Origin of the sequence: Geodermatophilus sp. TF02-6, from assembly GCF_003319115.1 — a bacterium.
Lineage (GTDB): Bacteria > Actinomycetota > Actinomycetes > Mycobacteriales > Geodermatophilaceae > Geodermatophilus.
In genome coordinates this window covers 68,457-86,395 of sequence record NZ_QOHF01000001.1, presented here as the reverse complement: position 1 = coordinate 86,395, position 17,939 = coordinate 68,457, and the positions used below count along the sequence as shown (strand labels likewise).

The following is a 17,939-nucleotide window of genomic DNA, read 5'->3' as shown; positions in this document are numbered from 1 at the left end:
ACCGGCGTCCCCCGCTGGGCTGCCTACCGTCGGGCTCCGACAGCGTCCCCGCGACCCCCGGAGATCCCGTGCACCAGCCCGCCCACCAGGACCGGACCCCGACCTACGAGGGCCGCCCCCTCGCCCGGCCCGACGAGGAGCTCGTCGACCAGGGTCTGGGCTTCGACGTCGGCACCCTGCTGAGCCGGCGGAGGCTGCTGCAGGTGCTCGGCCTGGGTGCCGCGACCGTGGGCCTGGCGGCCTGCGGGTCCGACTCGTCGTCCCCGTCGGCGTCGTCCTCATCGGCGTCGTCCTCATCGGCGTCGTCCTCGTCGGCTGCGTCGTCGGCGTCGTCCTCGGTGGCGGCGACCGCGGCGTCCGGGGAGATCCCCGACGAGACGGCCGGGCCCTACCCGGGGGACGGGTCCAACGGGCCGGACGTGCTCGAGCAGAGCGGCATCGTGCGCAGCGACATCCGGTCCAGCTTCGGCGGGTCGAGCGGCACGGCCGAGGGCGTCCCCATGACCCTCGAGCTCACGATCTCCGACCTCGCGGGCGGCGGCGTCCCGTTCCAGGGAGTGGCCGTCTACGTGTGGCACTGCAACCGCGAGGGCGGGTACTCGATGTACTCGCAGGGCATCACCGACCAGAACTACCTGCGCGGCGTGCAGGTCGCCGACGCGGCCGGACAGGTGCGCTTCACCAGCATCTTCCCGGCCTGCTACAGCGGGCGCTGGCCGCACGTCCACTTCGAGGTGTACTCCGACCAGGCCAGCACCACCGATTCCACCAACGCCATCGCCACCTCGCAGGTCGCCCTGCCGCAGGACGCCTGCGACGCGGTGTACGCCACGAGCGGCTACGAGGCGTCGGTCGCCAACCTGGCGAAGATCAGCCTGGCCAGCGACAACGTGTTCGGGGACGACGGCGGCGCCTCCCAACTGGCCACCGTGACCGGCGACGTCACGAACGGCTACACCGTCTCCCTCGCCGTCGGCGTCGACACCACGACCACCCCGACCGGCGGGCAGCTCGCCGGCGACGGCGCGCCGTCCGGCGCACCCGGCGGTGCGCCGCCCTCCGGCGGGCCGGGCGGCACGCCGCCGAGCGGCCCGCCGCCCGCCGCCCCCGGAGCCTGACCGGCGGCGTGCTGCCGGGCGCCGACGACCGACCGGGGTCAGGCCCCGCCGTCGAGCAGGTCGAGCGCCTGCCGGGCCATCTCCAGCTCCTCGTCGGTGGGGACGACGAGGACCGCGACCGGGCTGTCGTCGGCGGAGATCCGGCGGGCGTCGTCCGACCGCTGCGCGTTGCGCCGCTCGTCGAGCACGATGCCCAGGCGCTCCAGCCCGGCCAGCGTCTTCTGCCGGACCACCGCGTCGTTCTCCCCGATCCCGGCGGTGAAGGCGATGGCGTCGGTGCGGCCGAGCACCGCCAGGTACGCGCCGACGTACTTGCGCACCCGGTGGCAGAAGACCTCCAGCGCCAGCGCGGCCCGCTCGTCGCCGTCGGCCACCCGGCGGTGCACCTCGCGCAGGTCGCTGTGCCCGGCCAGCGCCAGCATCCCGCTCGAGGAGTTCAGCGCCCGGTCGACGGCGTCGGGGTCGAGGCCGGCGGTGCGGCGCAGGTGCGCGACGATCGCCGGGTCGACGTCCCCGGACCGGGTGCCCATCACCAGGCCCTCCAGCGGGGTGAGCCCCATCGAGGTCTCCACGCTGCGCCCGCCGGCCACGGCGGTCGCGCTGGCGCCGTTGCCCAGGTGCAGCACGATGGTGTTGACCTCCTCGACCGGACGCCCGAGCAGCTCGGCGACCCGGCGCGAGACGTAGGCGTGGGAGGTCCCGTGGAAGCCGTAGCGGCGCACCCCGTGGTCGCGTGCCCACTGCGGCGGCACCGCGTAGGTGTAGGCGTGCGGCGGCAGCGTCTGGTGGAAGGCCGTGTCGAACACCGCCACGTGCGGCAGGTCGGGGAAGGCGCGCCGGGCGACCTCGATGCCCTCCGCGTTCACCGGGTTGTGCAGCGGGGCGAGCGCGGAGAGGTCCCGGATGGCGGCCAGGACGTCGTCGTCGACGAGCACCGGGGCGGAGAACCGCTCGCCGCCGTGGACGACGCGGTGCGCCACCGCGGTCAGGCCGACGTCGGTCAGCTGCGGCCCGCAGGAGTCGAAGGCCGCGAGGACGGCGGCCAGCGCGGCCCCGTGGTCGGGCAGCGGCCGCTCGACGACGTGCTGCTCGCCGTCCGGGCTGCGGTGGGTCAGCCTCCCTGCGGGCTGGCCGATGCGCTCGGCCAGGCCCGAGGCGACCGACGTCCCCGAGTCGACGTCGACCACCCGGTACTTCAGCGACGAGGAGCCGCAGTTGACCACCAGGACCCGGCCGCTCACGACATCACCTCTTCGCCACCGCCCGGCGGAGCCGGTCGACGACAGAGCCGCTCACCGCGCCCCCCCGCCCTGCGCCTGGACCGCCGTGATCGCCACGGTGTTGACGATGTCCTGCACGGTCGCGCCGCGGGAGAGGTCGTTGACCGGCTGGCGCAGCCCCTGCAGCACCGGGCCCACCGCGACCGCGCCCGCGCTGCGCTGCACCGCCTTGTAGGTGTTGTTGCCGGTGTTGAGGTCGGGGAAGACGAACACCGTCGCCCGGCCGGCCACCTCGCTGTCGGGCAGCTTGGTGCGCGCGACGCTGACGTCCACGGCGGCGTCGTACTGGATCGGCCCCTCCACGGACACCGACGGCGCCCGCTCGCGCACCATCTCCGTCGCCGCGCGCACCCGCTCGACCTCCTCGCCGCTGCCCGACCGGCCGGTCGAGTACGACAGCATCGCCACCCGCGGGTCGACGCCGAAGCGGGCGGCCGTGCCGGCCGAGGAGATCGCGATCTCGGCCAGCTGCTCGGCGGTCGGGTGCACGTTGACCGCGCAGTCGCCGTACACCAGCACCCGGTCGGCCAGGCACATGAAGAAGACGCTGGAGACGATCGACACCCCGTCGACGGTCCTGATCAGCTCGAGGGCCGGCCGGATCGTCTGCGCCGTGGTGTGCGTGGCGCCGGAGACCATGCCGTCGGCCATGCCGAGCGCCACCATCAGCGTGCCGGCGTAGGACACGTCGACGACCAGGTCACGGGCGGCGTCCATGGTCACGCCGCGGTGCGCCCGCCGCCGGGCGTACTCGACGGCGAACCGCTCCCGCAGCTCCTCGTCGAACGGGTCGAGCAGGCACGCGCCGGCGACGTCCACGCCGGCGCGGGCGGCCGCGGCCCGGATCTCGTCGGCGTCCCCGAGCAGCGTCAGGTCGACCATGCCGCGCCGCAGCAGCCGCTCGGCCGCGTGCAGCACGCGCTCGTCGGTCCCCTCGGGCAGCACGATGGAGCGCCGGTCGGCGCGCGCCCGGTCGAGCAGCTCGTACTCGAACATCAGCGGCGTGGTGACCCGCGGGTGCGCCACCGCGGCCCGGTCCAGCAGCTGCTCGCCGTCGACGTGGGCCTCGACCAGCGCGAGCGCGGTGTCGATCTTCCGGGAGGCGTCCGGGGTGATCCGTCCCGACACCGAGTCGGCCTCGGTCGTGGTCGCGTACGTGTCGTGCTCGGTCAGCACCACGGGGACGACGGTGGGCAGCCGCTGCACCAGCTCGAGCAGCTTGGGCGCCGGCTCGATGCCGCCGGTGAGGACCAGCCCCGCGGGCGCCGGCAGGCCGCCGGCCAGGTGAGCGGCGAGCACGCCCAGGACGACGTCGGCGCGGTCGCCGGGCGTGATCACGACCGCGTCGTCGACCAGCCGGTCGAGCAGGTTGGGGATCGTCATGGCGGCCACCAGGACCCCGGTCGTCTCCCGGCCGAGGGTCGCGGCGTCGCCGGCCAGCACGCGCCCGTCGCAGGCGCCGGCGACCTCGGCCATCGTCGGGGCGGTGAGCACCGGGGCCTCCGGCAGCGCGAATACGGGGACGTCGCCGTCGTGCGCCCGCACCGCGGCGAGGTCGCGCTCGGCCACGCGGTTGGCGACGACGGCGACCACCTCGCACCCCGCGGCGCGCATCGCGGCGGTGCCGACGTCGACGGCGGTCCGGACGCCGCCGGCGTCCCGGTCGTGCCCGGAGACGACGCACAGGACGGGCAGCCCCAGGTTGACGGCGATGCGGGCGTTGAGCGTGAGCTCCCGGGCGGCGCCGGCCTCGGTGAAGTCGGTGCCGACCACCAGCACCCGCTCGCAGCGGGCCGCCAGCGCCCGGTAGCGGGCCACGATCTCCGACAGCGCGCGCTCCTCGTCGTCGAGCACCTCGGCGTACGCCACCCCGAGGCACGCCTCGTAGGGCTGCGGCTCCGGAGCGCGGGGGAGCAGCAGGTCGACGACCGGGTCGGTGCCGTCCCGCGTCTGCACGACCGGCCGGAAGACGCCCAGGCGGCCGACCCGCCGGGCGAGCAGGTCGAAGATGCCGAGCGCGACCGCGGACTTGCCGGTGGCCGGCTCGCAGCCGGTCACGTACAACCCGTCGGACACGACAGTCCTCCCGTCGTACCCGCCTCGGCAGTCCGGGCGGTGGGTGCGACCCTAACCACCGTCGGGGCCCGGCGGGCACCCGCAGCGGTCGACCCGCCCGGGTGCCGGGGCGCGCCGCGCCGCAACGGCTGGTGGCCGACCCGGTCCGGTGGTTCGATCACGATCCTCGGCGGATCAGCGGGCCGTCCGTGGCGACACGGGGTGGGAGGCGATGGCCGTGGCGAGGGTCGAGGACCAGGTCCGGCCGGACGTCGGCGGCCGGGCCGGTGCCCTCTGCGACCGGTCGAGTTCCGGCCGGGCCCGTGCGCAGCTGCTGCGGCAGCGGGCCGCCACCGCGATGGCACGGGCGACCGACCTGCAGCTGGCCCTCCGGCCGGCGCTGGCCACCTGTAGGCGGAACGTGGCGGCGCTGTGCCGGCGGCTGTCCGCCGCCGAGCAGCGGGCCGTGCACCTCGAGCGGGCGCTGCGCAGCAACCGCCGCATCGGCATGGCCATGGGCATCCTGATGGCGCGCCACGGCTACACCGAGGACCAGGCGTTCGCCGCCCTCCGCCAGGAGAGCTCCTGGCGCAACCGCAAGCTGCGCGACGTCGCCGAGCAGGTGGTGCACATCGGCCGGCTGTAGCGCCGCCGGTTCCGGCCCGCCCGCCGGTGTCGCACGATCAGCTGAGCTCACCCTGACGCGTCCTGGCTCACCTCCGACGGTGAGCCAGGACGTCGCACGACCAGCTCAGCTGATCACGCGAGGGCTGCCCGAGCGGCGGGACGGTCCGTCCGGGTCCGGCCCGCGGCGGCCAGCAGCTGCGCCAGGTGCAGGCCGCGGCGGCCGGCCAGCTGGTCGAGCTGGGTGCGGCAGGAGAAGCCGTCGGCGAGCACGACGGCGTCCGGCCCGGCGGCGCGGACGGCGGGCAGCAGCTGCTGCTCGGCGATGGCGACCGACACGTCGTGGTGGCCGCGTTCCACGCCCCAGTTGCCGGCCAGGCCGCAGCAGCCGCCGACCCGCGTGACGGTGGCGCCGGCGTCGCGCAGCAGCCGCTCGTCGGTCGCCCAGCCCAGGACGGCGTGGTGGTGGCAGTGCGGCTGGGCGACCACCTCCACCCCGGCGAGGGACGGCGGCGTCCAGCCGGGGGTCTGCCGCAGCACCTCGGCGAGGGTTCGGGTGGCCGCGGCGACGCGCTCGGCGGCCGGCCCGCCCACGAGCTCCAGGGCCTCCCCGCGCAGCACCGCGGTGCACGAGGGCTCGACCCCGACCACCGGGATGCCGGCGTCGGCCAGCGGCGCGAGCAGCTCGACGGTGCGCCCGAGGGTGCGCCGGGCGGCGTCGAGCTGGCCGGTGGTGATCCAGGTCAGCCCGCAGCAGGCCTCCGCGGGCGGCACCTGCACCCGGTAGCCGGCGTCCTCGAGCACGGCGGCGGCGGCCTCGGCGACCTCGGGGGCGAAGTGGTCGGTGAACGAGTCCACCCACAGCGCGAGCGGCCGGCCGCCTCGGCTCTCGGGTCGTGCAGCCCACCGCTGGCGAAAGGTGCTCGTCGCGAACGGCGGCAGGTCGCGGCGCAGGTCGACCCCGGCGGTGAACCTGGCCAGCCGGCCGCCCAGCCGGGAGGTCGTGACCGCGTTGACCACCCGGGGCGCGCGGGCGGCCAGGTCGGCCCAGCGCGGCAGCCGGCCCAGCGTGTAGTGCGAGCGGGGCCGGATGCGCCGCCGGTAGGACTGGTGCAGCACCTCGGCCTTGTAGGCGGCCATGTCCACCCCGGTCGGGCAGTCGCGCGAGCAGCCCTTGCAGGACAGGCACAGGTCGAGGGCGTCGTGCACCTCCGGTGAGCGCCAGTCGCGCACCGGCCCGCCCGGCGCCAGCAGCTCCTGCAGCACCCGGGCCCGGCCGCGGGTGGTGTCCTTCTCCTCCCGGGTCGCCGGCCAGGACGGGCACATCACCGCCCCGCTCGCCGGCAGGTCGGCCCGGCACTTGCCGACGCCGGTGCAGCGGTGCACCGCGGCGGAGAAGTCGCCGCCGTCGTGCCGGTAGGCCAGCGCCAGGCCGGCGGTCCGGCGCGGCGCGGCGGCCACCCGGACGTCGTCCTCGACCCGCGCCGGGCGCACCAGCACCCCGGGGTTGAGCACGTCGTCCGGGTCGAACACCCCCTTGACCCGCTCGAACAGCCCCAGCACCTCGGGGGAGTACATGTGCGCGAGCAGCTCGCTGCGGGCCCGCCCGTCCCCGTGCTCGCCGGACATCGACCCGCCGAAGCGGGCCACCAGCGCGGCGGCGTCGGTCACGAAGGCGCGGTAGGCGGCCCGGCCCCGGTCGGGGTGGGTGGGGGAACGGTCGTCGGGTCCGTGCCCGAACGGGAAGTCGATGCGCACGTGCACGCAGCCGTCGCCGAAGTGACCGTAGGGCACCCCCTGCAGCCCGTGCCCGGCCAGCAGCGCCTCGAATCCGCGCAGGTAGGCGCCCAGCTGCTCGGCCGGCACCGCCGCGTCCTCCCAGCCGGCGTGCGCGGGGCGTCCGTCGGAGGTGCGGGCGGCCAGGCCCGCGCCGTCCTCGCGGATCCGCCAGATCGCCGCCGTGTGGGCGGGGTCGGTGACCACCAGGGAGTCCAGCGCGCCGGCGTCGGCGAGCACGCCGGCCGCCTTCGACTCGACCTCGGCGACGGTGTCGCCGGTGAGTTCGACGATCAGCCAGCCCTCGCCGCGGGGCAGGTCGGGTACGACCGCGGCCGGGACGTCGCGCAGCCGCTGCACGATGCGGCTGTCCAGCCCCTCGACGGCGGTCGGCTCGTGGCGCAGCAGGCCCGGGGTGGCGTCGGCGGCCTCGGCCATCGACGGGTAGCCGAGCACCACCAGCCCCCGGTACGGCGCGTCGGCGACCAGCCGCACGGTGGCGCCGAGCACCAGGGCGAGGGTGCCCTCGCTGCCGACCAGCGCGCGGGCGACGTCGAAGCCGCGCTCGGGCAGCAGGTGCTCCAGCGAGTAGCCCGACACCTGCCGGCCGAAGCGGCCGAGCTCGGTGCGGATCGCCGCCAGCTCGCCGTCCACCAGCCGGCGCAGTCCACCCAGCACCCCGCCGTCGGCGGGGGCCCTCGTGGCCACGAAGGCCCCCGGGGAGGCGAGCCGCAGCCGCTCGCCGCCGCCGGTGACCACGTCGAGGCCGACCACGTTGTCCGACGTCCGGCCGTAGCCCAGGGCGCGGGAGCCGCAGGCGTTGTTGCCGATCATCCCGCCGATCGTGCAGCGGTTGTGGGTGCTCGGGTCGGGGCCGAAGCGCAGCCCGTGCGGCCGGGCCGCCGTCTGCAGCGCCGCCTGCACCACGCCGGGGTCGACGCTTGCCGTCCGGGCCTCGGGGTCGACGGCGTGCACCCGGGACAGGTACCGGCTGGTGTCCACGACGACGCCGGGGCCGACGGCGTTGCCGGCGATCGAGGTGCCGGCGCCGCGGGCGGTCAGCGGCACGCCCGACTCCCGGCAGACGGCGAGGGCGGCCTCGATCTCGTCGGGGTGCCGTGGCCGCACCACCGCCCGCGGCAGCACCCGGTAGAGCGAGCCGTCGGAGGAGTACAGCGCCCGCGCCAGGCCCGAGTCGTCGACGTCGCCCACGCCCGCCCGGCGCAGCGCGGCCAGGAGGTCGGCGTCGGTGTCGGTTGCCTGGGGGGCCATCTCGCTCCTCGTTCGGGGCCGGCGTGCGGCGACTCCCTTCTACACCCTCCTCCCCGGCGGGCCGTCCGCCCCTGTCCGGGCCGGGCGGGTGCGTCCAGCATGGGGAGATGCCCTTCGACGTCGAGCGGCTGCTGCGGCTGTGGACCGACGCCCTGCCCGAGGACGACGACGCGGCCGCGGCGGCCTTCCGCGAGCTCTACACCGATCCGGTGACGGTCAACGGCACCCCGCTGGCCGTGGCCGACCTGGTGGTCCGCGCCCGCGCGGTGCAGTCCACCTTCCACCCGCTGGAGCGGGAGGTGGTGTCCGTGGTCGACGGCGGGGACCGGGTCGCCGTCGCCTTCCGGATGGGCGGGCCGCAGGTGGGCACCTGGACGACGTCCGCCGGGCCGGTGCCGCCCACCGGCCGCGGAGTCGTGCTGCGCGTGGTCGACGTGCTGACCCTCGCCGGTGACGGCCGGATCGCCGACATCGTCATGGTCGCCGACGAGCTCGGCGCGCTGCTCGCCGTCGACGCCGTCCGCCTGCGGACCCCGGCCGCCGCGGTGGCGGGCGGCTGACCGGCCGGCTCGCCGCTCGATCAGGTTCCCGCAGGGACGCCTGCGGCGGCACGGTGCGGCGCACCTGCCCGGGGCGCGGTCAGCGGCGTGAGGACGGGGTCCTTCCTCAGTCCTCCAGCACCCAGACCGCGCTGTCCGGCGGCAGGGCGAGCGTGGCGCCGGTGCGGCGGAGCCGCGCGGTCGAGGCCAGCAGCACCGAGCCCGGGCAGCCGACCAGCACCGTCTCGCCGCCCATGTTGACCACGCAGCGGACGGCCTCGCCCCCGCCGACGGAGCGGACGGTCAGGACGTCGCCGCGGGTGGTCACCGTCGCCTCGCCGGAGCCGAACGCCGGATGCGCCTTGCGCAGCGCCAGCGCCCGCCGGTGCAGGGTGAGCACCGAGCCGCCCTGCCCGGCCTGCACCGACACCGCGTACCGGCCCCAGTCCGCCGGGATCGGCAGCCAGGGCTCGGCAGCGCCGTCGGGGGAGAAGCCGACGCCGGGCGTGGTGTTCCACGGCACCGGGACGCGGCAGCCGTCGCGGCCGGCGCGGGCGCCGCCGCTGCGGTGGAAGATCGGGTCGCGCCTGGCCTGGTCGGGAACGTGTGCCTGGGGCAGGCCGAGCTCGTCCCCGGCGTAGAGGTAGGCCGAGCCCGGCAGCCCGAGCACGAGCAGGGCCGCGGCGCGGGCGCGGGCGGCGCCCACGGCCCCGCCGCCGAAGCGGGTCACCTGCCGCTCCTTGTCGTGGTTGCCGAGCACCCACGACACCGGCGCCCCCACCCGGCCGAAGGCGCCGAGCGCGCCGGTGATGGCCTCGGCGAACGACCCGGCGTCCCACGGTGACTTCAGCAGCCGGAACGACAGCGACTGGTGCAGCTCGTCGGGCCGCGAGTAGAGCGCCACCTGGCCCAGGTCGGCCAGGCAGACCTCGCCGACCAGCAGGGTGTCGGGGTACTCGTCGCAGACCGCCCGCCAGCGGCGCCACACGTCGTGCACCTCGGGCTGGTTCCAGGTCATGGCCTGCTCGGGCCCGTGGCCGAACAGGGTGGGGGAGTAGGAGCCCGGGTTGTCCCGCAGCCCGGCGTCCTTGAACAGCCCGTAGGCGACGTCGACCCGGAAGCCGGCCACGCCCCGGTCCAGCCAGAACCGCAGGGTCCGCTCGAAGTCCTCCGCCACGGTGGGGTCCCGCCAGTTCAGGTCGGGCTGCTCCGGGGCGAACAGGTGCAGGTACCAGCGCCCGTCCGGGGTGCGTGACCATGCCGGCCCGCCGAACAGCGAGCGCCAGTTGTTCGGCGGCTCCTCCGACGGCGGGGCGAAGTGGTAGCGGGCGGCCTCGGGGGAGTCGGGGTCGGCCAGCGCCCTCCGGAACCAGGGGTGCCGGTCGGAGGTGTGGTTGGGGACGACGTCGAGCACGACCTTGAGCCCGAGCCGGCGGGCGTCGTCCACCAGCGCCTCGAGGTCGGCCACGTCGCCGTAGTCGGGGTCGACCGCGCGGTAGTCGACGACGTCGTAGCCGCCGTCGGCGCCGCCCGAGGGGTAGTGCGGGTTGATCCACACCGCGTCGACGCCGAGCCAGGCCAGGTAGGGCAGCCGCTGCCGCAGGCCGCGCAGGTCGCCGATGCCGTCGCCGTCGCTGTCGGCGAACGAGCGCAGGTAGACCTGGTAGACGACCGCGTCCCGCCACCAGGGGGACGGCGCGGGTGCGGGAGCGACCCCGTGCTGGGGCTGGGTCCTCGCGGTGGAGAGCCGGCGTGCCATGGAGGCTCCATCGGCAGGCGGACGCCGCGACTGTCGTGGCGTGGGTCACCAACTCCCCCGTCCGGGGATGGCGATCCTCGACGAACGGCTCGCGGCCGCGCGGGTGGTGACCCATCGGTCCTGACCGCGACAGCCGATCTCAGGCCGATCAACCTGATAGCAGGAGCGTTATCGTGCCTGGTGTGGACGGAGACTTCGGACGCTTCTTGCGTAACGCGCGACGACGACGTGGCATGACCCAGCGTGCACTCGCTCAACTGTCCGGCGTCCATCAACCGACGATCGCGGCGATCGAGACCGGCCGACGCCGGCCGACCGAGACGGTGCGGTCGGCCTTGGTGGCCGCCGTCCGCCTGCGACCTTCGGAGGCGCTGCACATCCACCGGGACCAGGTGCGTGCCGTGATCGAGCGCCATCGGGGCGCTGATCCCATGGTCTTCGGGTCCGTCGCGCGTGGTGAGGACACCGTGGAATCCGACCTCGACCTCATGGTGACGTTCGAACCGGGCACCACCGATCTGGCCGATCTGCTGGAGCTGGTCGAGGAACTGGAGGAGATCACCGGAGTCCGGGTGGAGGTCATCTCCGGCCGCGCCGGAGGTCCGGTCGTGGAGCGGGCCCGGCACGAGGCGGTGCCGTTGTGAACGGCGGAGATCGGGACGTCCGCCGTCAGGAGCCGAACCGGGCTCCGGTGAGGCCGACCGGTGGAGCCGACGAACGGGTGGTGCGCCGCCTGGCCGACCTCGTGGAGATGGCCCGGCTCGCCGACGCCCTCGTCGCCCGGGGTCTGGAGGCCTACCTCGCCGAGGACTTCGCCGGACAGACCCTGCGCTTGGCTGGTCGAGCGCTGGTCCTCCAGGTCGCCACCGTGGTGGAGAAGCTCCCCGAGTCGTTCAAGGCGCAGTACCCCGACGTCGAGTGGGCCAAGATCCAACGGATGCGCAACATCATCGCCCATCACTACGACCGGGTGCTCGACGAGTTCGTCTGGGAGTCGTTGCGCTCTCGCGTCCCCGAGCTGGTCGCCAGCCTCGACCTGGTGGACTGACCGCGGGTGTCCCGACCGGCCAGCCGGTGTGCGCCAGGTCGCGAACGGCGCCGTGCGGTGGTGGCACTCCTCGATGAACGGCGGTGTCTGGGGGTGACAGCCGCCCGGCGCCGTGGTCCCCTGGGATGCCCCGACCCGTCGACGCGGAGGACGACCATGCAGCCCGATCCCCGGCCCGGTGAGGACGACGTCGACCGCGACGACGCGCAGGCGCTGACGCGGGCGAGCGGTGGCGGCGGCAGCGACGCCCCGGACGCGGTGGCCACGACGGGCACCGGCGAGTCCGGCGAGTTCGTCGGGCGGGTGGCCGGCCAGGACGTCGGCTACGCCGGGGAGACCGGCGCCGAGCGACGGGCCGCCGCCCAGCAGGACGACTGAACAAGGACCCCCTTGCCCCTCGGCCCCGTCCAGGGCACCGCCCCGAGCTCGTGAGGGGCGGGGAGGACGGGGTCCTTCTACCTGCAGAGAGGCCGGAGGGGACGCTGCTTCAGTCCCGCGGGCGCCGCCGGATCTTGGACCCGAGCCAGGTGATCGGGTCGTAACGGCGGTCGACCACCCGCTCCTTGAGCGGGATGATCCCGTTGTCGGTGAGGTGGATGCCCTCGGGGCACACCTCGGAGCAGCACTTGGTGATGTTGCAGTAGCCGAGCCCGAACTCCTCCTGCGCGGCGTCGCGGCGGTCGCGCACGTCCAGCGGGTGCATGTCCAGCTCGGCCAGCCGGATGAGGAAGCGGGGCCCGGCGAAGGCCCGCTTGTTCTCGTCGTGGTCGCGGATGACGTGGCAGGTGTCCTGGCACAGCCAGCACTCGATGCACTTGCGGAACTCCTGCGGCCGCTCGACGTCGACCTGCTGCATCCGGTGGTTGCCGTCGGCGTCACGCGGCCGCGGCGTGAACGCCGGGATCTGCGCGGCCTTCTGGTAGTTGTAGGACACGTCGGTGACCAGGTCGCGGACGACTGGGAAGGTGCGCAGCGGGGTGACCGTCACCGTCTCGTCCTCGGTGAAGGTGTTCATCCGGGTCAGGCACATCAACCGCGGGCGCCCGTTGACCTCCGCGCTGCACGAGCCGCACTTGCCGGCCTTGCAGTTCCACCGGACGGCGAGGTCGCCGGCCTGGGTCGCCTGCAGCCGGTGGATGACGTCGAGCACGACCTCGCCCTCGTTCACCGGCACCGTGTAGGTCTGCAGGTCGCCGCCCGAGGCGTCGCCGCGCCACACCCGGAACGTCGCGTCGTAGCTCACCGGTCCTCCTCGCTCGCGATCGTCGGCCGCGGTCGCGCACCTGCCGTGCCCCCGGGTGAGCTCGCGAGGCCGCTCACGGTGCCTCCGCGAAGATCTCGGCGAGCTCCGGCGGCATCTGGGGCAGCGGCTGGCGGGACAGGGTCACCCCGCCGTCGGCCGCTCGCGTGCAGACGAGGGTGATGTGGCCCCACTCCGGGTCGGTGGCCGGGAAGTCGTCGCGGGTGTGCCCGCCCCGGCTCTCCTCTCGGGCGAGCGCGGCGCGGGCGATGCACTCGCTGACCAGCAGCACGTGCGGCAGGTCCAGCGCCAGGTGCCAGCCGGGGTTGTACTGCCGGTGGCCCTCCACGGAGAGGGCGGCCACCCGCCGGCGCAGCACGGCGATGCGCTCCAGCGCCCGCTCCAGCTCCGGGGCGGTCCGGATGATGCCGACCAGTTCCTGCATCGTCTGCTGCAGGTCCGACTGCACCGCGTACGGGTTCTCGCCGCCCTCCCGTTCGAACGGGGCGAGCGCCGCCGTCCGCGCGTCGGCCAGCGCCTGCTCGGCCAGCTCCACCAGCCCGGCGCGCTTCTCGGCGTGCTCGGCGGCGGCCGCGCCCGCGCGCCGGCCGAAGACCAGCAGGTCCGACAGCGAGTTGCCGCCCAGCCGGTTGGACCCGTGCATGCCGCCGGCGACCTCGCCCGCGGCGAACAGGCCCGGCACCCGGGCGGCGGCGGTGTCCGGGTCGACCTCGACCCCGCCCATCACGTAGTGGCAGGTGGGGCCGACCTCCATCGGCTCGGCGGTGATGTCGACGTCGGCCAGCTCCTTGAACTGGTGGTACATCGACGGCAGCCGCCGGCGGATGTAGTCGGCCGGACGGCGGGAGGCGATGTCGAGGAAGACGCCGCCGTGCGGGGAGCCGCGCCCGGCCTTGACCTCGCTGTTGATCGCCCGGGCCACCTCGTCGCGGGGCAGCAGCTCCGGCGGGCGCCGGTTGTTCTTCTTGTCGGTGTACCAGCGGTCGGCCTCGTCCTCGGTCTCCGCGGTCTCCTTGCGGAAGAAGTCGGGGATGTAGTCGAACATGAACCGGTTGCCGGCCGAGTTGCGCAGCACGCCGCCGTCCCCGCGGACGCTCTCGGTCACCAGGATCCCGCGCACCGACGGCGGCCACACCATCCCGGTGGGGTGGAACTGGACGAACTCCATGTTCACCAGCCCGGCGCCGGCCTGCAGGGCCAGCGAGTGCCCGTCGCCGGTGTACTCCCACGAGTTCGAGGTGACCTTGTACGCCTTGCCGATCCCGCCGGTGGCCAGCACGACCGACGGCGCCTGCCAGGCCACGAACCGGCCGGACTCGCGCCAGTAGCCGAACGCGCCGGTGATCCCCTCGGCGTCGGTGAGCAGCCGGGTGACCGTGCACTCCATGAACACGTCGACGCCGAGGGCGACGGTGCGCTGCTGCAGGGTGCGGATCAGTTCCAGCCCGGTGCGGTCGCCGACGTGCGCCAGCCGGGCGAACCGGTGGCCGCCGAAGTCGCGCTGGCTGATCAGCCCGTCGGGGGTGCGGTCGAACAGCGCGCCCCAGTCCTCGAGCTCGCGGACCCGGTCCGGCGCCTCCTGGGCGTGCAGCTGGGCCATCCGCCAGTGGTTGAGCATCTTCCCGCCGCGCATGGTGTCCCGGAAGTGCACCTGCCAGTTGTCCTCCGGGTAGAGGTTGGCCATCGCCGCGGCGATGCCGCCCTCGGCCATGACGGTGTGCGCCTTGCCGAGCAGCGACTTGCAGACGACGGCCGTGCGGGCTCCGGCCTCGTGGGCGGCGATCGCGGCCCGCAGGCCGGCGCCGCCGGCTCCCACGACGACGACGTCGTAGGTGTGCCTCTCGAGCTCCATCAGAAGAACTCCGTGATCAGAAGAACCGGGGGTCGGTGAGTGTGCCGGTGGCCAGCAGGAGGACGTAGAGGTCGGCGAACGCGACGCCGAACAGCGAGATCCAGGCCCACCGCATGTGGTGGGCGTTCAGCCGCGAGACGACGGTCCAGTACCGGTACCGCAGCGGGTGCCGGGAGAAGGAGTTGAGCCGGCCGCCGACGATGTGCCGGCAGGAGTGGCAGGACAGCGAGTACAGCCACAGCAGGACGGCGTTGGCCAGCAGCACCAGGGTGCCCAGGCCCATGTGCCCCCACCGGCCCTCCCCGTCGCGGAAGGCGAGGACGGCGTCGTAGGTCAGGATGACGTTGAAGACCAGGCCCAGGTAGAAGAAGTAGCGGTGCGCGTTCTGCAGGATGAGCGGGAACCGGGTCTCGCCGGTGTAGCGCCGGTGCGGTTCGGCGACCGCGCACGCCGGGGGCGAGAGCCAGAACGACCGGTAGTAGGCCTTGCGGTAGTAGTAGCAGGTCAGCCGGAAGCCCAGCGGCACCAGGAGGATGTAGATGGCCGGCGAGATCCACGCCGGCCCGGTGAACAGCTCCGGGAAGGTGTCGCCCTCGCACGCCGTGGTGAGGCACGGCGAGTAGAACGGCGAGATGTAGGGCTCGGAGAAGTAGTGGGCGTTCTGGAAGGCGCGCAACGACGAGTAGGCGACGAACGCCACCAGCACGACGACGGTGATCAGCGGGGCGACCCACCACCGGTCGGTGCGCAGCGTCCGGGCTGCGATCGCCGCCCGGCCCGGGGCGGCCTCGCCCTTCCCGCGTCCCGCGCTGACCGCGCCGGAGCCTCGGGATGCGGTCGTGGTCACGACGTCACGGGGGCCGGGCCGATACCGGGTCGCCGGGCGGCCGCGTGCGCCGCTCCGTGCTGCTCCAGGGACATCGCTGCCTCCAGGTGCTGGCGCCGCCGGCGCGGCGGAGGTGCGCAGTCGACCACGGACTCCGGGCTGGGGGAAGGGGCTTGCGGCGGCGGTGCCGTGTGCGTACCGGCGTCGTCCCCCGGGTAGCGCGTCACAGTGGCAGACACCAAGGACGGTCCCGAGCTGCACCCGGTCACCCGCGAGCTGGCCGGCGGCCCCAACTACGCCGCCATCAGCACCCTGTTGCCCAGCGGGCGCATCCAGACGCAGTACATCTGGGTCGGCGTCGACGGCGACCGGTTGTTCGTCAACACCGAGGCGCACCGCCGCAAGTTCCAGGACATGCAGCGCGACGGCCGGGTGACGCTGGCGATCCGGGACGAGCAGAACCCCTACCACTACGCGGAGGTCCGGGGCCGCGTCGTCGGCACCGAGGGCGGCCAGCGGGCCCGCGACCAGATCGACGAGCTGTCCCAGAAGTACGACGGCCGCCCCTACCCGCCGGAGAGCATCAAGACCGAGCGCGTCACCGTGTACATCGAGCCGGAGCGCCAGACCATCATGGGATGACGCTTGCGGGCACCGGACGAGGACGGCCGTTCCTGCTGTTGGCCACCCGAGGCGAGGACACGGCCGCGGACGACGAGTACGTGGCGTTCCTGCGGGCGACCGGGCTGGAGGAGCGGCGGCTGCGGCGCATCCGCGTGGAGGCCGCGCCGCTGCCGGAGTTGGACCTCGACGACTACGCGGGGGTCCTCCTCGGCGGCGGGCCGTTCACCTCCAGCGATCCGCCGCAGAGCAAGTCGTCGGTGCAGCGCCGGGTCGAGGCGGAGCTGTCCGCGCTGCTGGACGAGGTGGTGGCCCGCGACCACCCCTTCTTCGGGGCCTGCTACGGCATCGGCACCCTCGGCGTGCACCAGGGTGGGGTGGTCGACCGGACCCACGGCGAGCCGATCTCCTGCGTGCCGGTCCGGCTGACCCGGGCCGGCCGGGCCGACCCCGTCCTCGCCGGTCTGCCCGAGGTGTTCGACGCGCTCGTCGGCCACAAGGAGGCCTGCCGCGTGCTCCCGCCCTCGGCGGTGCTGCTGGCCACCTCCGCGGCCTGCCCGGTGCAGATGTTCCGGGTCGGGCGCAACGTCTACGCGACCCAGTTCCACCCGGAGCTCGACGTGGCCGGAGTGGTGACCCGCGTGCGGGTGTACCGGCACGCCGGCTACTTCCCGCCCGACGAGCTGGAGGAGCTGATCGCCCGGATGTCGCTCGCCGTGGTCACCGAGCCGAGCCGGATGCTGGCCAACTTCGCCGCCCGGTACGGGTGATCACATCGTCGTCCTGCCGGACGACACCGCGGCCAGGAGCTGTCCCCGGCTGGCGTTGAGCCGTTGCCCGTGTCCCGGCCGTCGTCCCAGGTCGGCCCTCCTCGTGCAGCAGTCGCGTCGCCGCTTGCACGATGCGCATCCGCAGTCGCGTCAGCCGGCCCTCCGCGGCCCAACCTCGATCGTGTTGCCAATGATAGCGCCATGCCGTTAGCGTCTGGTTTCCACCGTTACTACGTACATCGATTCGATGGTAACAAGGGAGCTCCCACTGATGATCGTCGTCACCGGCGCGACCGGCCGGCTCGGTTCGCAGATCGTCCAGCGACTGCTCGAGCGGATCCCGGCCGACCAGGTCGCCGTCAGCGTCCGCGACCTCGACCGCGCCGCCGAGCTGAGCACCCGCGGGGTACGGGTGCGGCGCGGGGACTTCGCCGATCCGGGCAGCCTGGCCTCGGCGTTCGAGGGCGCCGAGCAGGTGCTCGTCGTCTCGGTCGACCGGCTCGGCGAGGAGGCCGTCCGGCAGCACCAGAGCGCCATCGACGCCGCCTACCGCGCCGGCGCGCGGCGAGTGTTCTACACCAGCCACCAGGCGGCCAACCCGGACTCGGTGTTCGCGCCGGCGCGCGACCACGCCGCCACCGAGGCGTACCTGGCCGCCTCCGGCCGGCCGTTCACCGCGCTTCGCGACGGCTTCCACGCCGCGACCGTCCCCAACCTCCTCGGGCAGGCTCTCGAGACCGGCGAGCTCGTCGCCCCGGCCGACGGGCCGGTGTCATGGACCACCCACGCCGACCTCGCCGAGGCCGCCGCGGTCGTCCTCACCGACGCCAGCCGGCCCGACGACGACCACCTGACCCTCACCGCAGCCGAGGCCGTCGACCTGCACGGCGTCGCCGACCTCCTCTCGGAGCTGACCGGCCGCACCATCCGCCGTGTGGTGGTCGACGACGACGACTACGTCGCCGCTCAGGTCGGCCGTGGGGTGCCCGAACACGCCGCGCGCCTGTTCCTCACCATGTTCCACGCCGCCCGTCAGGGCGAGTTCGCGGTCACCGACCCGGCCCTCCAGACACTCCTCGGTCGCGCGCCGCAGCCGATCCGCTCGACCCTGCAGGCCGCCACGGCGCAGTGAGGACGC

Annotated in this window: 16 protein-coding genes; 9 read left to right on the top strand and 7 right to left on the bottom strand. The window is 74.5% G+C overall.

Annotated elements, in window-relative coordinates; all coding sequences use genetic code 11:
- Window positions 1-68: 68 nt before the first annotated feature.
- Window positions 69-1,118: an intradiol ring-cleavage dioxygenase gene (locus tag DQ238_RS00420; RefSeq protein ID WP_113779616.1), complete on the top strand. Its 1,050-nt coding sequence runs from the start codon at window positions 69-71 to the stop codon at window positions 1,116-1,118.
- 38 nt (window positions 1,119-1,156) lie between these two features.
- On the opposite strand, the gene DQ238_RS00415 is transcribed toward DQ238_RS00420, so the two are convergent.
- Together DQ238_RS00415 and pta are read right to left on the bottom strand one after the other, a co-directional pair.
- The gene (locus DQ238_RS00415) at window positions 1,157-2,359 is read right to left on the bottom strand and encodes an acetate/propionate family kinase (protein ID WP_113779339.1); all 1,203 of its coding nucleotides are present in this window, start codon (window positions 2,357-2,359) and stop codon (window positions 1,157-1,159) included.
- A gap of 51 nt (window positions 2,360-2,410) precedes the next feature.
- Window positions 2,411-4,474: a phosphate acetyltransferase gene (pta, locus tag DQ238_RS00410; protein ID WP_113779338.1), complete on the bottom strand. Its 2,064-nt coding sequence runs from the start codon at window positions 4,472-4,474 to the stop codon at window positions 2,411-2,413.
- Between the two features lie 211 nt (window positions 4,475-4,685).
- On the opposite strand from pta, the gene DQ238_RS00405 reads away from it, so the two are divergent.
- Complete coding sequence (locus DQ238_RS00405; RefSeq protein WP_113779337.1) at window positions 4,686-5,099, top strand: ANTAR domain-containing protein; 414 nt, start codon at window positions 4,686-4,688, stop codon at window positions 5,097-5,099.
- Window positions 5,100-5,212: 113 nt separating this feature from the next.
- On the opposite strand, the gene DQ238_RS00400 is transcribed toward DQ238_RS00405, so the two are convergent.
- Window positions 5,213-8,125, bottom strand: a complete 2,913-nt coding sequence (locus DQ238_RS00400) for an FAD-binding and (Fe-S)-binding domain-containing protein (RefSeq protein WP_113779336.1) — start codon at window positions 8,123-8,125, stop codon at window positions 5,213-5,215.
- 107 nt (window positions 8,126-8,232) lie between these two features.
- Here DQ238_RS00400 and DQ238_RS00395 point away from each other — a divergent pair, with 107 nt between their 5' ends.
- Complete coding sequence (locus DQ238_RS00395) at window positions 8,233-8,685, top strand: nuclear transport factor 2 family protein (protein WP_113779335.1); 453 nt, start codon at window positions 8,233-8,235, stop codon at window positions 8,683-8,685.
- Window positions 8,686-8,791: 106 nt separating this feature from the next.
- On the opposite strand, the gene DQ238_RS00390 is transcribed toward DQ238_RS00395, so the two are convergent.
- Complete coding sequence (locus DQ238_RS00390; protein WP_113779334.1) at window positions 8,792-10,423, bottom strand: glycoside hydrolase family 13 protein; 1,632 nt, start codon at window positions 10,421-10,423, stop codon at window positions 8,792-8,794.
- 182 nt (window positions 10,424-10,605) lie between these two features.
- On the opposite strand from DQ238_RS00390, the gene DQ238_RS00385 reads away from it, so the two are divergent.
- The 3 genes from DQ238_RS00385 to DQ238_RS00375 all read left to right on the top strand — a co-directional run bounded on the left by DQ238_RS00385 (window position 10,606) and on the right by DQ238_RS00375 (window position 11,849).
- A complete protein-coding gene (locus DQ238_RS00385; protein ID WP_113779333.1) occupies window positions 10,606-11,067 on the top strand; it encodes a helix-turn-helix domain-containing protein in 462 nt (153 codons plus the stop codon).
- Window positions 11,068-11,144: 77 nt separating this feature from the next.
- Window positions 11,145-11,471 (top strand): DUF86 domain-containing protein, encoded by a 327-nt coding sequence (locus tag DQ238_RS00380; protein WP_199506038.1) that lies wholly within the window; start codon window positions 11,145-11,147, stop codon window positions 11,469-11,471.
- 156 nt (window positions 11,472-11,627) lie between these two features.
- A complete protein-coding gene (locus DQ238_RS00375; protein WP_113779332.1) occupies window positions 11,628-11,849 on the top strand; it encodes a hypothetical protein in 222 nt (73 codons plus the stop codon).
- Window positions 11,850-11,958: 109 nt separating this feature from the next.
- Here DQ238_RS00375 and DQ238_RS00370 read toward each other — a convergent pair whose 3' ends face one another.
- The 3 genes from DQ238_RS00370 to DQ238_RS00360 form a co-directional block, all read right to left on the bottom strand.
- Window positions 11,959-12,714, bottom strand: a complete 756-nt coding sequence (locus DQ238_RS00370) for a succinate dehydrogenase/fumarate reductase iron-sulfur subunit (RefSeq protein WP_113779331.1) — start codon at window positions 12,712-12,714, stop codon at window positions 11,959-11,961.
- A gap of 73 nt (window positions 12,715-12,787) precedes the next feature.
- Entirely contained in the window at window positions 12,788-14,584 is a 1,797-nt protein-coding gene (locus DQ238_RS00365; protein WP_199506037.1) for a fumarate reductase/succinate dehydrogenase flavoprotein subunit, read from the bottom strand.
- A 16-nt stretch (window positions 14,585-14,600) separates the two neighbouring features.
- Window positions 14,601-15,431 (bottom strand): hypothetical protein, encoded by an 831-nt coding sequence (locus DQ238_RS00360; RefSeq protein ID WP_113779329.1) that lies wholly within the window; start codon window positions 15,429-15,431, stop codon window positions 14,601-14,603.
- A gap of 207 nt (window positions 15,432-15,638) precedes the next feature.
- Between DQ238_RS00360 and DQ238_RS00355 the strand changes: the two genes are divergently transcribed.
- From DQ238_RS00355 to DQ238_RS00345, 3 genes are all read left to right on the top strand, one after another.
- Complete coding sequence (locus DQ238_RS00355) at window positions 15,639-16,052, top strand: TIGR03618 family F420-dependent PPOX class oxidoreductase (protein ID WP_113779328.1); 414 nt, start codon at window positions 15,639-15,641, stop codon at window positions 16,050-16,052.
- Window positions 16,049-16,801 (top strand): glutamine amidotransferase, encoded by a 753-nt coding sequence (locus DQ238_RS00350; protein ID WP_113779327.1) that lies wholly within the window; start codon window positions 16,049-16,051, stop codon window positions 16,799-16,801. The genes DQ238_RS00355 and DQ238_RS00350 overlap by 4 nt, the downstream gene beginning before the upstream one ends.
- Window positions 16,802-17,072: 271 nt before the next feature.
- The gene (locus DQ238_RS00345; protein ID WP_113779326.1) at window positions 17,073-17,933 is read left to right on the top strand and encodes an NmrA family NAD(P)-binding protein; all 861 of its coding nucleotides are present in this window, start codon (window positions 17,073-17,075) and stop codon (window positions 17,931-17,933) included.
- Window positions 17,934-17,939: the final 6 nt, after the last annotated feature.